Annotated in this window: 12 protein-coding genes; 9 read left to right on the top strand and 3 right to left on the bottom strand. The window is 63.8% G+C overall.

From position 1 onward, the window contains the following. Nucleotides 1-9: 9 nt before the first annotated feature. The 3 genes from nirD (at nucleotide 10) to cobA (ending at nucleotide 4,031) form a co-directional block, all read left to right on the top strand. Nucleotides 10-321 (top strand): nitrite reductase small subunit NirD, encoded by a 312-nt coding sequence (nirD, locus tag B9N72_RS08085; protein WP_085275914.1) that lies wholly within the window; start codon nucleotides 10-12, stop codon nucleotides 319-321. A 244-nt stretch (nucleotides 322-565) separates the two neighbouring features. Next, complete coding sequence (locus tag B9N72_RS08090) at nucleotides 566-3,274, top strand: nitrate reductase (RefSeq protein WP_085275915.1); 2,709 nt, start codon at nucleotides 566-568, stop codon at nucleotides 3,272-3,274. A 1-nt stretch (nucleotide 3,275) separates the two neighbouring features. Next, the gene (gene cobA, locus B9N72_RS08095) at nucleotides 3,276-4,031 is read left to right on the top strand and encodes a uroporphyrinogen-III C-methyltransferase (RefSeq protein ID WP_085275916.1); all 756 of its coding nucleotides are present in this window, start codon (nucleotides 3,276-3,278) and stop codon (nucleotides 4,029-4,031) included. Between the two features lie 182 nt (nucleotides 4,032-4,213). Here cobA and B9N72_RS08100 read toward each other — a convergent pair whose 3' ends face one another. Continuing rightward, nucleotides 4,214-5,527 carry a hypothetical protein gene (locus B9N72_RS08100; protein WP_200810905.1) on the bottom strand — a complete coding sequence of 438 codons (1,314 nt, stop codon included), beginning with the start codon at nucleotides 5,525-5,527 and terminating at the stop codon, nucleotides 4,214-4,216. 584 nt (nucleotides 5,528-6,111) lie between these two features. Between B9N72_RS08100 and B9N72_RS08105 the strand changes: the two genes are divergently transcribed. Beyond that, nucleotides 6,112-7,209 carry a porin gene (locus B9N72_RS08105; RefSeq protein ID WP_085275918.1) on the top strand — a complete coding sequence of 366 codons (1,098 nt, stop codon included), beginning with the start codon at nucleotides 6,112-6,114 and terminating at the stop codon, nucleotides 7,207-7,209. Nucleotides 7,210-7,406: 197 nt separating this feature from the next. Then, a complete protein-coding gene (locus B9N72_RS08110) occupies nucleotides 7,407-8,603 on the top strand; it encodes an amino acid aminotransferase (RefSeq protein WP_085275919.1) in 1,197 nt (398 codons plus the stop codon). Nucleotides 8,604-8,911: 308 nt separating this feature from the next. Here B9N72_RS08110 and fliW read toward each other — a convergent pair whose 3' ends face one another. Beyond that, nucleotides 8,912-9,358 carry a flagellar assembly protein FliW gene (fliW, locus tag B9N72_RS08115; RefSeq protein WP_085275920.1) on the bottom strand — a complete coding sequence of 149 codons (447 nt, stop codon included), beginning with the start codon at nucleotides 9,356-9,358 and terminating at the stop codon, nucleotides 8,912-8,914. 186 nt (nucleotides 9,359-9,544) lie between these two features. On the opposite strand from fliW, the gene B9N72_RS08120 reads away from it, so the two are divergent. The 4 genes from B9N72_RS08120 (at nucleotide 9,545) to argS (ending at nucleotide 13,610) form a co-directional block, all read left to right on the top strand. Then, nucleotides 9,545-9,757, top strand: coding sequence for a hypothetical protein (locus tag B9N72_RS08120; protein WP_085275921.1), 213 nt, complete (start codon nucleotides 9,545-9,547; stop codon nucleotides 9,755-9,757). A gap of 169 nt (nucleotides 9,758-9,926) precedes the next feature. After that, nucleotides 9,927-10,346 carry a hypothetical protein gene (locus B9N72_RS08125; protein ID WP_085275922.1) on the top strand — a complete coding sequence of 140 codons (420 nt, stop codon included), beginning with the start codon at nucleotides 9,927-9,929 and terminating at the stop codon, nucleotides 10,344-10,346. 21 nt (nucleotides 10,347-10,367) lie between these two features. Then, on the top strand, nucleotides 10,368-11,711 hold the full coding sequence (gene trhP / locus B9N72_RS08130) for a prephenate-dependent tRNA uridine(34) hydroxylase TrhP (RefSeq protein WP_085275923.1): 1,344 nt from the start codon (nucleotides 10,368-10,370) through the stop codon (nucleotides 11,709-11,711). Nucleotides 11,712-11,891: 180 nt separating this feature from the next. After that, complete coding sequence (gene argS, locus B9N72_RS08135) at nucleotides 11,892-13,610, top strand: arginine--tRNA ligase (RefSeq protein ID WP_085275924.1); 1,719 nt, start codon at nucleotides 11,892-11,894, stop codon at nucleotides 13,608-13,610. Nucleotides 13,611-13,667: 57 nt separating this feature from the next. Here argS and B9N72_RS08140 read toward each other — a convergent pair whose 3' ends face one another. Beyond that, nucleotides 13,668-14,507, bottom strand: coding sequence for a substrate-binding periplasmic protein (locus tag B9N72_RS08140; RefSeq protein WP_327078286.1), 840 nt, complete (start codon nucleotides 14,505-14,507; stop codon nucleotides 13,668-13,670). Nucleotides 14,508-14,627: the final 120 nt, after the last annotated feature.

Raw genomic sequence — 14,627 nt, forward strand, 5'->3', positions numbered from 1 at the left:
GAGATCAGCATGAACTGGAAAACCGTTTGCACCATCAATGACATCCCCAAGCAGGGCGCCCGTGTGCTCAAGCGCGAAGGACAGGACGACATCGCCATCTTCCGCGCCGAGGACGACTACGTGTTCGCCCTGGTCGATCGCTGCCCGCACAAGGGCGGCCCGCTGTCGCAAGGCATCGTCTCCGGCCACACCGTCGCCTGCCCGCTGCACAACTGGGTGATCGACCTCAAGACCGGGGAAGCCTGCGCCCCCGATGTCGGCTGTACCGGTCACATCCCGGTGCGCATCGAAGACGGCAAGGTATCGCTGGAACTGAAATGAGCCGTAACGGGGCGTTCCGCCGAAGCCTGGCCGAAACGAACTGACGTAGGGCGGAAGCCCCGTCTAGCGGGGCGTTCCGCCGAAGTGGGTGTGCCGCGCTCACTCAGAACGCCCTGTTATTCCTTCGCGACGTATTCCTTCGCAACGCTTGCGCTACCTTGCTCAGTCACGCTTGCCTCGCTCAGTCAGGGCTTCCGCCCTACGACAAGGCTCCATCAAGATTGATCGCATTGGGAGACATCACATGACAGAAACCACGGGACGCAACAAGACTGTCTCCTCGATCTGCTGTTACTGCGGCACCGGCTGCGGCGTCCTGATCCAGTCCGACGGCCAGCGCCTGACCTCGGTGGAAGGCGACCCGACGCACCCCGCCAACCTCGGCCGGCTGTGCAGCAAGGGCCGCACCCTGGCCGACACCACCGGCAAGCCGGGAGCGCGCCTGCTGTACCCGGAACAGCGGCTCGCCAAGGATGCACCGCGCCAGCGCGTCGCCTGGGACGACGCCATCGAAACCGCTGCCGACCGCATCGCGGCAGCGGTGGCCCAACATGGCCCCAACTCGGTAGCGTTCTACCTCTCCGGCCAGCTCCTGACCGAGGACTACTACGTCTTCAACAAGCTGACGCGCGCCGTCGTCGGCACCAACAACGTCGACACCAACTCGCGGCTGTGCATGTCGAGCGCCGTGGCCGGCTACAAGGCCACGCTCGGCGCCGATGCGCCGCCGGCCTGCTATGAAGACATCGACCAGGCCGACGTGGTGCTGATCGCCGGCTCCAACATGGCCTACGCCCACCCGGTGCTGTTCCGCCGGCTCGAAGCGGCCAAGGCGGCCAATCCGGCGATGAAGGTCATCGTGATCGACCCGCGCCGCACCGACACCGCCAGCCTCGCCGACCTCTTCCTGCCGATCCTGCCCGGCACCGACGTGGCGCTGTTCCATGCCATGCTCAACGTGCTGGTGTGGGACGACCTGCTCGACCGCGACTACATCGAGCAGCACACCGAAGGCTTCGCCAAGCTCAAGGACCGGCTGCGCGAATTCACCCCGCGCGCCGCCGCCGACATCTGCGGCATCAGCGAAGAAGACATCGTCACCGCCGCACGCTGGTTCGGCCGCGCCGGCGCGGCGCTGTCGTTCTACACCATGGGCCTCAACCAATCGGCCGCCGGCACCGACAAGAACGCCGCGCTGATCCACCTGCACCTGGCCACCGGCCAGATCGGCAAGCCCGGCGCCGGCCCGTTCTCGCTCACCGGCCAGCCCAACGCCATGGGCGGGCGCGAAGTAGGGGGACTATCCAACCTGCTGTCGGCGCACCGCGACCTCGCCAACCCCGAGCACCGCGCCGAAGTGGCGGCGATCTGGGGTGTGGACAGCATCCCGGCCGAGCCCGGTCTGCCTGCTATCGAACTGTTCGAGGCGGCGGCCAAAGGCCAGATCAAGGTGCTGTGGGTGGTCTGCACCAACCCGGCGCAATCGCTGCCGGATCAGGCGCTGGTACGCCGCGCGCTGGAAAAGGTCGACTTCGTCATCGTGCAGGAAGCCTTCGCCGGCTCCGAAACCCTGCCATATGCCGACCTCGTGCTGCCGGCCAGCACCTGGCCTGAGAAGGACGGCACCGTCACCAACTCCGAACGCCGCATCAGCCGCGTGCGCGCTGCTCTGCCGGCACCGGGGGAAGCGCGTCACGACTGGATCATCGCGCGCGACGTGGCACAGGCGCTGGAAGCGCGCCTGCGGCCGCTTCGGCCAACCCTGTTCCCCTACGACGATGGCTCCCAGGTGTTCGCCGAGCACGTTGTCACCACGGCCGGGCGCGATCTCGACATCACTGGCCTCAGCTACGCCGTACTCGACGAGATCGGCCCGCAGCAATGGCCGTTCCCGGCCGGCGCCACCAGCGGCAAGGCGCGGCTCTATCAGGACGGCCGCTTCGCTACACCGTCCGGCCGCGCCCGCTTCGTCGACATCGGCTACCGTCCGGTGGCCGAAAACGTCTCGGCACAATACCCGCTGCGCCTGACCACCGGCCGCTTGCGCGACCACTGGCACACCATGAGCCGCACCGCGCTGGTGCCGGGGTTGACCCGTCACGTCGAAGAACCGGTGCTGTCGCTCAACCAGCGCGACCTCGACCGCTTCCATCTCAAGAACGGCGACCTGGCCCGCATCAAGTCGCGGCGCGGCGCCATCGTGCTGCCGGTGGAAGCCGACGACAATCTGCGTCCTGGCATGGCCTTCCTGCCGATGCACTGGGGTGGTGCGTACATGGCAGGCAACGGCGTCAATGCCCTGACTTTGGGCAAGGTTGACCCGGTGTCGCGCCAGCCCGAGCTGAAGCACGCCGCCATCACGCTGGAGCCGGCGCGCCTGCCGTGGCGGCTGACGCTGCTGGTCAAGGGCGACGTGGCCGAGCTGCGCCAGCGGCTGACCCCATGGCTGGCGCGCTTCCCCTACGCCGTGCTGCTGTCGGTGGTCGCTGGCGGCGCCGCGGTGCGGCTCAAGCTCGCGGCGGAATCCGCTCCCGAGGCCAGCTTGCTTGAGGCACTGGCAGACTCGGTGACGCCGGCCGATGCCATGCTCGCCGCTTTCGACGACCCGGCACGAAGTGTGCTTAGAAGAGTGTGGCTGAACGGCAAGACACCATGCGCCTACCTTCTGGCGGGCGATGTGCGTGCCGAGGAGGCCCTGTCCGACTGGTTCGACGATGGCGAAACACCGGACAGCCTGGCGCGGCTCTTGATGGGCGGAGGCACTCTGGTCCACCGTTCGCGTGTAGTATGCGCCTGCACCGGGGTACGCGAGGACGCCATCGTCCAGGCGATCGCCGCCGGTTGCGATGTTGAAGGGCTGAAATCGGGACTCGGCTGCGGCAGTGGCTGCGGTTCCTGTGTACCAGAATTGACGAGGATGGTGGCTGCTGCTCAGGCGGCCCAGGGAGCATGAGATGCATACAGGCAAGGTCTATCTGATCGGGGCGGGCCCGGGCGATCCGGAACTGCTGACGCTCAAGGCGGTGAAGGCCCTTCAGGCTGCCGACGTCTGGCTGGTGGACGACCTGGTCAGCCGCGAGGTGCTGGGCTTTGCCCGCGCCGACGCGCGCATCGTGCACGTCGGCAAGCGCGGTGGCTGCCGCTCCACGCCGCAGGACTTCATCCACCGCCTGATGCTGCGCTACGCCCGCCAGGGCAAAGTGGTGGCACGTGTCAAGGGAGGCGACCCCTTCATCTTCGGTCGCGGCGGTGAAGAATGGCAGTGGCTGGCCGAACGTGGCGTTGCGGTCGAAGCCGTCGGCGGCCTCACCGCCGGTCTCGCGGTCGGCCCGGCGCTAGGCCTGCCGCTGACCCATCGCGGCCTCAGCCGCGGCGTGACGCTGGTCACCGCGCACACCCAGGACGGCAGCTCGTTGCCGTGGGCCGCACTGGCGCAATCCGGCCTCACCGTGGTGTGTTACATGGGCATGAGCGATCTGCCGACACTGACCGCCGAATGGCGCGCGGCCGGTTTCGCTGCCGACCTGCCGGTGGCGGTAGTGCACCGTGTCGGCTGTCCCGAACAGCGCGCCATCGTCACCACTATTTCGCGTCTGGCCGACGACGTACGTGCTGCGCGCTTGGCCAGCCCGGCCGTCATCGTGCTGGGCGAAGTGGCCAGCCTGGCTGCACTGCAGCCGCAGCTGGAGCAGGCCTGTAAGGTAGCTTAGCCAGGCAGACCATGAAGCAGGGCGGTATGGGCGTGGCCCCCGCCCTGAACCTGGCCCTTCGCCGAGAGGGGACTCCCGAGGAGCAAAGTGCGCGCCACGAAATAAGGGCGGATCACTTAACTCCTTCACGGTGGTCCGCCCCCTCCCTGATCGACGAGCACGGCGATCAGCCCCCCCCTTGCTTAACGGTCGTCGCTATCCCGACCTGCAGAAGCCGGTACCGCCGGGCTCACTGGTGCCAGGAACCCGGATAGTACCCAGGCTTTCTGGCTGGGTGCGAAACGGGGTGCCAGCAAACCATCGTTGATCTCGCGGGTCACCGCGAAGCGGTCAAACTCCGTTGCCGGGATAAACAGGCGGCTATTGTCCGCAAAGCCATCCGATGCAGAATCCACATCGCCCTCGGCAGCGGAAATCACGCCGTCGCCGTTAGCATCCACTCGCGCCACTTCGGCAGCGTAGGCGTCAAACAGGCGCTGCGTGAAGTCGGTAATGCCCGCTTCAAAAGACGTCACCCGCTCATACACGTCCAGGTAAATTTCCTTGGCAAGGCCGCTGGGAATGAAGCGCTGGCGGAACTCGCGCTGCGAGTCGTCTTCGGCGTCGAACTTGTCCGGGTCGCGTGGGCCGGAGGCCTGGATCACGCCTTGGGTGTTCGGATTGTCGCCGTAGCGCACCGGATCGTTCTTCACCCCCGATGGCCCCGAGCCCGGAACGATCGACGAGAGCGCCCCTACCTGCCCGGCCTCGAAGCTGCCGGGTATGCCCCCGGTGAACGGCAGCTCATACAAGGGGTGTATCCAGTTGGTGGTGTAGTTGAATTCCCAGTAGGCATGGCCGTCGCTCTGCTGCAGCGTGTTCCATGCCCCCATGCTCAGTTGAATCGGTACCAGGTTGGTCTGGTGATCGGGGAAATGATCGGTGCTGGCAGGGAAATGCTCCGTCTTCCCGTCAGTGGTGAAGCGTACTCCAGCCACGTTGTGATGATCTCCCATGGCTTGAAGTGCTGCCGCATCGGCCGCGGTGATCGTGCCAAACTGTGGGCCGCCGTCGGGGTTAGGTGCGGCGGGCGGGGCGACACGCAGGTCATGGATCATCCACCCCTCATACCAGCCGCTCTCGTTATTGATCACGAACAAGCCGGCAACGTCGGTAAAGATGTCGATGAACGCCCGAACATCGTTCGGGTCAGTGGGTAGGCCGGGTTTCGGTTCCAGCACGACGCGGACAGAGCCGAGCGTCGGCAAGCCGCAGTCAGGCCCCGTCGCCGTCAACATGGCCGTGTCGTTGATACCCGGGATCAGGCTGGTGAATGCGTTGGGTTCGAAGCCGCCGGTATCGAGCAGATAATACTGAAACAGCTGGCTTGGCCCGTCGGCCTCCGCGTAAGCCTGCGTCGGCAACTGGCTGTGCGGCCGGGCGGCTAGCTCCCCGAGCCGATTGCGTAGCGGAGCTGGCAACTGGCGGATGTCGCCGCGACTCAGGGTCGTCGACATATCCTCCGCTGCGTGAGAGTTGGGGTGGCACGGAGCCGGGGGCTGGGGCTGTCGTGCGTAGACAGCGCAGGGAAAACCAAGTGCTACGGCGAACAGGGCTCCAATCAAGCTTGCTGATTGTGTTGGAACGATCTTCTTTCCCGCATGGGATGTGAGTGGGGTCATGGCATTACTCACTTTCTGGCGTCGCGAAATGGCCTGCCATATCGAAAGGGCTTCCTGATTCCGATGAATGGAATGGCGGAAGCACAAAGCCTCCCCTGGGGTGCTGCACGGTACACAGGCCCCATCTTGGAAGCGGCTTCGTTGTATAAAACGAGTGAGGTTTCCCGTTTATTCCGGGTGTTCCGCAATTAGCCAGCAAGCATTGTCCAGGGGGCTCGCCTACCCAGACGTCGGGGTAGGGCGGGTCTTCGAAGGGCTTGAACCCAGGTGGCATCCAGTGCTTCCTAAACACAACATTGCGCCAGTGGGTGTAGCGATTTAACATCACCGTAATAGGCAAGACACATTGAGTGTCTATATTCCGCCACACGTTTCACCCGACGAAGCGTGAAATACAACAACCCTAGTGAGTTATCGCAATGAAGAAGAATCTGCTTGCCCTGGCGGTCGCCTCCGCCCTGATCGCCCCGGCCGCCCTGGCCGACGTCACCCTTTACGGCACCATCAGCGAGTCGATCGAGTCAGTCAAGGCCACCGGTTCGACCAATTCCGCCAACGACATCAAGTCCACCACCCGCATCAGCTCCAACGTGTCTAAGCTGGGCTTCAAGGGCAATGAAGACCTGGGCGACGGCCTGAAAGCCATCTGGCAGGTCGAGCAGGAAATCTCCGTTGACGATGGCGGCACCCGCAAGGGCACCTTCGCGACCCGCAACAGCTTCGTCGGCCTGGACGGCGCCTTCGGTAAGGCCTTCATGGGCTACAACGACAGCGCCTACAAGGCGCTGCTCAAGCCGATCCTGGTCAACCCGATGGCTGACACCATCGCCGAAATCTGCACCGACAAGTCGGTGTTCTGCCATGGCGACGCGCGTCTGGCCAACTCGGTGCATTACTACACCCCGAACTTCGCCGGCTTCCAGGCTGGCGTGTCCTACGGCACCGACGAAACTCGCAAGGCACTCAGCGCCGACGGCAGTGACCGTACCAACATGGACGTCTGGAGCCTGGCCGCGGCCTACTCGATCGACGGCTTCAATGTCGGCGTGGGCTACGACCGTCGCAACGACAAGAACGCCGTGGCCGGCGATACCAACCTGAACCAGTCCTTCTGGAAAGTAGCCGCCAGCTACAAGTTCGGCGACACCAAGATCGGCGCCGGCTTCGAGCAGGAACGTAACGACAAGTCCACCGGCGATACCAAGCAGAATGCCTGGACCGTCGGCGCCGAGCAGAAATTCGGCAACTTCGGCGTGAGCCTGGCCTACGCCAAGCTGCAAGAGTCCAAGTCCGACGCCAAGGACGGTGCCAAGCAGTGGACCCTGGGCGCGACCTACGACCTGTCCAAGCGCACTCAGACCTACGCCTACTACACCCGCATCGCCAACGACGACAACGGTACCCGCACCTTCGGTAACGCGGGTCTGACAAACTACGATAACACTGGTAAAGCCATCGGCGTCGGTGCCGGTTCCAACCCGACCGGCTTCGGTGTTGGCCTGAAGCACTCGTTCTAAGCGGACATCCTCGTCTCTCCCCACCGCCTGCGACCGTCGGTCGCCGGCGGTTTTTTCATTCATGGGGCCCAGGCGGGGAGAGCGGTTCGATCTCGAAGCGCGCCGTCCCGCACTACGCCTCGGCGGCCGTTTCATGGTACGGTTAGCGCCTGCTTGTTTCGCTCATCAACCAACACTACGAGACTGTGGCCCGCACCATGTTCGAACACGTTGACGCCTACGCCGGCGACCCGATCCTCACCCTCGTCGAAACCTTCAATAACGACCCGCGCCCGAACAAGGTCAACCTCGGCATCGGCCTCTACTATGACGAACAAGGCCGTATCCCGCTGTTGCCGTCGGTGCAGAAGGCCGAGGTGGCGCGTGTGCAAACCGCCGGCCCGCGCTCCTACCTGCCGATGGAAGGCGCCGCCAACTACCGTCAGGCGGTGCAGGAGCTGCTGTTCGGTGCCGGACACGAGGCCGTCACGTCCGGCCGCATCGCCACCATTCAGACCATCGGCGGCTCCGGTGCGCTGAAGATCGGCGCCGATCTGTTGAAGCGCTACTTCCCCGAGAGCGAAGTCTGGGTCAGCAGCCCGACCTGGGACAACCACCGCGCCATGTTCGAAGGCGCCGGCTTCGTGGTGCGCGACTATCCCTACTACGACGCAGTCAGCGGCGGCGTGAAATTCGACGAGATGATCACCTGCTTCAAGCAACTGCCGGCCAAGACCGTGGTGCTGCTGCACCCCTGCTGCCATAACCCGACCGGTGTCGATCTCTCCAACGCGCAGTGGCGCGAGGTGATCGCCGTGGTCAAAGAGCGCGAGCTGATCCCCTTCCTCGACATCGCCTACCAGGGCTTCGGCGACGGGCTGAACGAAGACGCCTACGCCATCCGCACCATGGCCGACGCCGGTATCAGCTTCTTCGTCAGCAACTCGTTCTCCAAAAACCTGTCGTTCTACGGCGAGCGCTGCGGCGGTCTGTCGGTGGTGTGCCAGGACGCCGAAGAAGCCGGGCGCGTGCTGGGCCAGATGAAGGCCACGGTGCGCCGCAATTATTCCAGCCCGCCGACCCACGGCGGCCAGGTCACCGCCATGGTGATGAACGACGCAGTGCTGCGCCAGGAATGGGAGGGCGAGGTCACCGAAATGCGCGAGCGCATCAAGGCCATGCGCCAGAAGCTGTACGAGGTGCTGGCCGCCAAGGTGCCGGGCCGCGATTTTAGCTACTTCATCAAGCAGCGTGGCATGTTCAGCTACACCGGGCTGACCCCGGAACAGGTCGACCGCCTGCGCGAAGAATTCGCGGTTTACCTGGTGCGCTCCGGCCGCATGTGTGTGGCCGGCCTCAACACCCGCAACGTCGAGTATGTGGCGGATGCCATGGCCGAGGTGCTGAAGGGCTAACGATCCGCTCCCCATGACCATGAAAACGGCCGCCCGTAATAGGACGGCCGTTTTGTATAGTGAATGGTTGGATTGGGCCTAGTTCAGTAGCCGAGCGAGCCAAGGCAGGTTGAGTGCCGCCAGCGCACAGGAAGCGGAATGTACATGAAGTACATGAGAATTCCGTATCGCCGAGCCAATCTCTGCGTGCCAATCCATCGCTGAGCCAATCGAAGATTGGCACGCAGGAATTTGCCCAGCGATGGATTGGCAGGCAGTACCGCCGGAACTCAAGATGCGAAGGCGCAGCCGGCTAATGAAGCAGGCCTTCAGCCGTGGTTGTGGAACAGGATGTCACACCCCAGTCCGCCCTTCTGCAAACCACGGCGCGCCGCCAGGTTGATCACCAGCGGGTTGCGCACGTTGGCCCAGAGCGGGGCCAGTACCGGGTGTGCCTCGTCCGCCTGCTCCTGCGGTTTGTACACCATCAGCAGGATGGCCGCATCCTCCGGGCGGCTCAATTCGAGTGCGGTCGCGTCGTCTTCACTCAGCTCGATTTCGTAGCGCAGTCCCAATTCAGTGGGCGGCACCACGCTGAACAGGACGTCGGGGTTGTCGAGCGACTGCATCCAGAACACGCTGGGCTCGGCCTTGTCCTGATCGTGAAACAACTGGAAGCGGGTGCAGTTTTCAAATGCGGGAATGCCATGGGGGAAGAGCAGGGTGGTGGCTTCGTTCACCTCGACTTCGCCCAGCAAGCTCGATCTGAATAGCATGGTTGGCGCCTAACGGGGGCCTGGTTGCTCATTATGCCCGATGGGTGATCGCCCGGCGGGCAAAATCCGTACGGGGTGCCAAGGCGCGACAAGGCCGGCCGTCGTATTACAATCGGGGGCTGTACAAGGCGCGCCGCCTCCCCATGGTGGTCGGGCCGAGACCGTTTCATCACAAGGTGCCATGCCATGCTTCAACTGTTTTTCCGCCGCCTGCGTCAGGACCGCCGCCTCGCGATCCTGGTGCTGTTGTTGTCCACCCTGTTGCTGGCGCTGGCCGGCGCCGGCATGCAGTCGTCCTCGGCGAACGGCCTGCTGCCGTCGCTGCTCTGGTCCGCGCTGATGGTGGTCGGCGTGGTGGGGCAGTTCACCGCGCTGGTGGCGCTGATGAAAAAACCATGAAGTAAAAATGGCATTCAAAACAGCATCTTAAACCCCGTGGGTTGGGGTTGATCACAGTTGACTGTGGCCAGGGCGGGGCGCATAATCGCGCCGCACAATAGATCGAAAACAAGGCTCCACTGCCGGTGGGGCCTTGTTCTTTTTTCTCTCTTCAGGAGTGTTCCTCGTCATGGACCACCACGGGTTGCTGCGACAGCTGGAAACGTTGGCGCTGCCTGAAGCCGACTTCAACCACGAAGCCCATCTGCTGGCGGCCTGGGCCTACCGGCGCCAGTACCCGGCACGCGAGGCGGCGGCGCGGTGCGCCCGCACCCTGTCGCGCTACGCCATGGCCAAGGGAGCGGCGCACAAGTACCACCACACGCTGACCATGGCGGCGCTGGCCATCCTGTACAGCCGCCTCGACGCCAAGCCGGAACTGCTGGACGACTGGCCTGCCTTCCTGGCCTCCTGTCCCGACCTGAAGAACGACCTGCCAAACCTGCTGCGGCAACACTATTCCGAAGAAAAACTGCATGACGAGACCGCCCGCAAAGCCTTTGTCGCGCCGGACCTCAAGCCGCTGCCCGCCAGCGCCATGCTGCACTGAAAAATTGGAACCAAAAGCCTGATGAAAGCCCCGGAACTGCTGCTCCCCGCCGGCTCGCTCGACAAGATGCGCGCCGCCTACGACTATGGCGCCGACGCCGTCTACGCCGGCCAGCCGCGTTACTCGCTGCGCGCCCGCAACAACGAATTCAAGCTGGAAGAACTGCGCCAGGGTATCGAAGAGGCGCACGCGCGCGGCAAGCAGTTCTTCGTAGCCAGCAACATCCTGCCGCACAACGCCAAGCTCAAGACCTATCTCGCCGACATGGAGCCGGTGATCGCCATGAAGCCGGACGCGCTGATCATGGCCGATCCCGGCCTGATCATGATGGTGCGCGAGAAGTGGCCGGAGGTGAATATCCACCTCTCGGTGCAGGCCAACACCACTAACCTGATGGGCGTGAAGTTCTGGCAGAAGATCGGGCTGACCCGCATCATCCTGTCGCGCGAACTCTCCCTCGACGAGATCGCCGAGATTCGTCAGGAATGCCCGGACATGGAGCTCGAAGTGTTCGTGCACGGCGCGCTGTGCATTGCCTACTCCGGCCGCTGTCTGTTGTCCGGCTATTTCAACCACCGCGACCCGAACCAGGGCACTTGCACCAACGCCTGCCGTTGGGACTACAAGATGCACGACACCCAGGGCGACGACGCTGGTGACGTGCAGACCATCAAGTTCGACTTCAACAAGGCGCTGGAAGAAGCCAACCAGAGCTTCGCCGCCTGTGGCGGAGCCGAGCGCCACCCGCTGGCCGACAAGACCTACCTGATCGAAGAGGGCAGCCGTCCGGGCGAACTGATGCCGATCATCGAGGACGAGCACGGCACCTACATCATGAACTCGAAGGACCTGCGCGCCATCGAGCAGGTGGAGAAACTGGTGAAGATCGGTGTTGACTCGCTGAAGATCGAAGGACGGACCAAGTCCATCTACTACGTGTCGCGCACGGCTCAGGCTTACCGCAAGGCGATCGACGATGCCGTCGCCGGCCGCCCGTTCGACTACAGCCTGCTGGCCGATCTCGAAGGCCTGGCCAACCGCGGCTACACCCCGGGCTTCCTCGAGCGTCACCAGACTCAGGAATACCAGAACTACCTTACCGGCCACTCCCAGGCCAAGCGCAGCCAGTACGTCGGCGAAGTGCTGGAGGTCGATGCCGAGGGCTGGGCGCTGATTGACGTGAAGAACCGCTTCGCCGTCGGCGACAAGCTGGAAATCATCCACCCGAGCGGCAACCGCATCGTCGATCTCACCACCATGACCCGTGACGGCGCGGCCACCGAGGTGGCGCCGGGCAATGGCGTCAAGGTCAAGATTCCGGGCATGGCCGGGATGGAGAAGGCACTGATCGCTCGTTTGATCTGAGCCGGCAGCGTAGCTTGACCGAAGGCGCGGCGTTCTTTTGATGGGACGCCGCGCTTTGCTTTGAACTCCGCACGCTGCACTGCGGCAAAGTTTGCCCTGGCCAGCGGCGAGCGCTTACAATTTCACCCTGATATCACGCAGGGGCCGCGAGCCGCTTGCGCCAGACCTTTCGGGACCGACATGACCATTTTGCAACTGATTTCCGCGCGGGTGCAGGCTGCACTCGCCGCCGCCGGCGCGCCTGACGCTTCGGCCAACGTCCAGCCGGCCAGCAAGCCGGAATTCGGCGACTACCAGGCCAACGGCGTGATGGCCGCCGCCAAGCAGCTCAAGACCAACCCGCGCGAACTGGCCCAGAAAGTACTGGCCGTGCTCGATCTCGACGGCATCGCCAGCAAGCTGGAAATCGCCGGCCCCGGCTTCATCAATATCCACCTCGACCCGGCCTTCCTCGCCCGCCGCGCCGAAACGGCGCTGGCCGATGAGGCCTTGGGCATCGCCAAGGTCGACGCCAAGAAGGTCATGGTAGAGTATTCCTCGGTCAACCTCGCCAAGGAAATGCACATTGGTCACCTGCGCGGCGGCATCATCGGCGACGCGCTGGTCCGTGTGAACAGTTTCATCGGCCACAATGTGGTGCGCCAGAACCATGTGGGAGACTGGGGTACCCAGTTCGGCATGCTGGTGGCCTACATGGTGGAAATCAGCAAGAGCGGACAGGCCGACCTCGAGCTCAAAGACCTCGACACGTTCTACAAGCACTCCAAGAAGCGGTTTGACGAAGATACGGCTTTTGCCGACACCGCCCGCGATTACGTGGTGAAACTGCAGTCCGGCGATGCCGAGGTGCTGAAACTGTGGCAGCAGTTCGTCAAGCTGTCGCTGACCCACTGCAACGCCATCTACCAGAAGCTCGGCTTGCAGTTGAATGACGACGACGTGCGCGGCGAAAGCTTCTACAACGACGACCTACCGGTACTGGTGGAAGAGCTGCGCCAGAAAGGCCTGCTCGTCGAAGACCAGGGCGCGCAAGTCGTCTTCCTCGACGAATTCAAGAACAAGGAAGGCGAGCCGGCTGCCTTCATCGTCCAGAAGCAGGGCGGTGGCTACCTGTACGCCACCACCGACCTCGGCGCCATTCGCTTCCGTGTGAACAAGCTGGAGCTGGATCGCTGCCTGTACGTGGTCGATTCGCGCCAGAGCCTGCACTTCCAGCAGCTGTTCAGCACCGCACGCAAGGCGAGCTGGCTGCCGGAAAGCGCCGACTTCCAGCACATCGGCCATGGCACCATCATGGGGCCGGACGGCAAGCCGCTGAAAACCCGTTCCGGCGAGAACGTCAAACTGGTCGAACTGCTGGACGAGGCGGTGGAACGCGCTTTCCAGTTGGTCACCAGCAAGAACCCGGAGCTGCCGGAAGCCGAGCGCCGTCAGATTGCCGCGGTGGTGGGCATCGGCGCGCTGAAATACGCCGACCTCAGCAAGAGCCGCAATACCGACTACATCTTCGACTGGGATGCCATGCTTAGCTTCGAGGGCAACACCGCGCCATACCTGCAGTACGCCTACACCCGTGTGCAGAGCGTGTTCCGCAAGGCCGAGGACTTCGACCCGGCGGCCAAGGTAGTGATTACCGAGGCGGCGGAAAAGCAGCTGGCGGTCGCGCTGGCGCAGTTCGAGGACATGGTGTTCGCCGTGGCCGACAGCAGCCAGCCGCACCACCTGTGCGGCTATCTGTACAATGTGGCCACCCTGTTCTCGCGCTTCTACGAGGCCTGCCCGATCCTCAAGAGCGAAGGCGAAGTGCGCGCCAGCCGCCTGCAACTGGCGGCCCTCACCGCCAAGACTCTCAAGAGCGGCCTGGGTCTTCTGGGTATCGAAGTACTGGACGCAATGTAATCGGCCCCGCCCGTTGCAACAGAAAGCCCAATCGTGCGTTGGGCTTTTTTGCGTCCGTCAGGGCTCCAGCCCGATGCGCACTACCTGAGGAGGGGCCGGTTCGCCGGGGAACCAGCGCTGATGAATCGCCTGGAAGGTCCCGTCCTTCTTCATGTCGCGCAAGGCGGTCTGCCATTGCAGGATAGTGTTGCGGTCGGTGCCGCGAGAAAAGGCGAGGTAGAGATCGAGCGAGTCGAGCGTCATCACCCGGCTCACGCGGTCCGGCGCAATGCCGAGCCGTTGCAGGGTCTGGGCGACGGCGATATTCCCTTCCACCCATAGATCCACCCGCTTGGCGAGCAGCATGCGCGCGCCTTCCTCGCTGCTCCCGGTCTCCCGGGTGCTGGAAAAGCCCTTGTTGCGCGCAGTACTCTCGAAGATGCTGCCCTGGTAGGCGGCCACTTCCCGTTTCAGGATGTCGCTGCCGAGTGCCTGCAATGCCAGGACGTCTTCGCTGCGCGCCAGCAGCACGGTGCTCGACATGGCGATCGGCCCCAGCAGGGTCATGTTGCGCTCGCGTTCGGCGTTACGGCCGACGGTGAACAGCATCACGTTGGGGCGGGTCAGCAACAGCTTGTAGCCGCGCATCCACGGTACCACGGCAATGCTGTTGCTCTGTCCGGTACGGTGCAGAAGCTCGTTCACCACCTCGACCGCCATGCCGTCAGGCGTTCCCTTGCCGCTGGTGAAGGTCATCGGAGGCCATTCCTCCGTGTACAAGCTCAGCTTCGGGGCCGCCATGGCGCCGGCCGCTATCAGCAACACGCCGACAGTGGCGATGTAGCGGGCCAGCCTTCTCTGGCGGGGGAGGGAAGTGGGAACGAAGCGAAGAGGAAATGCAGCAAGAATCATGGCCATCCAGTCTGGTTTGGCCCAAGTATAATTCCAGCTCCCTCGAGAATGATAATGTTGCTGTCGGGTAGTACAGCACCGGTGCAGTGTTACGCAAGCATGAAAAAAGCCGGGAAAGCTTCCCGG

Source organism: Pseudogulbenkiania subflava DSM 22618 (assembly GCF_900177275.1).
Taxonomy (GTDB): Bacteria; Pseudomonadota; Gammaproteobacteria; order Burkholderiales; family Chromobacteriaceae; genus Pseudogulbenkiania; species Pseudogulbenkiania subflava.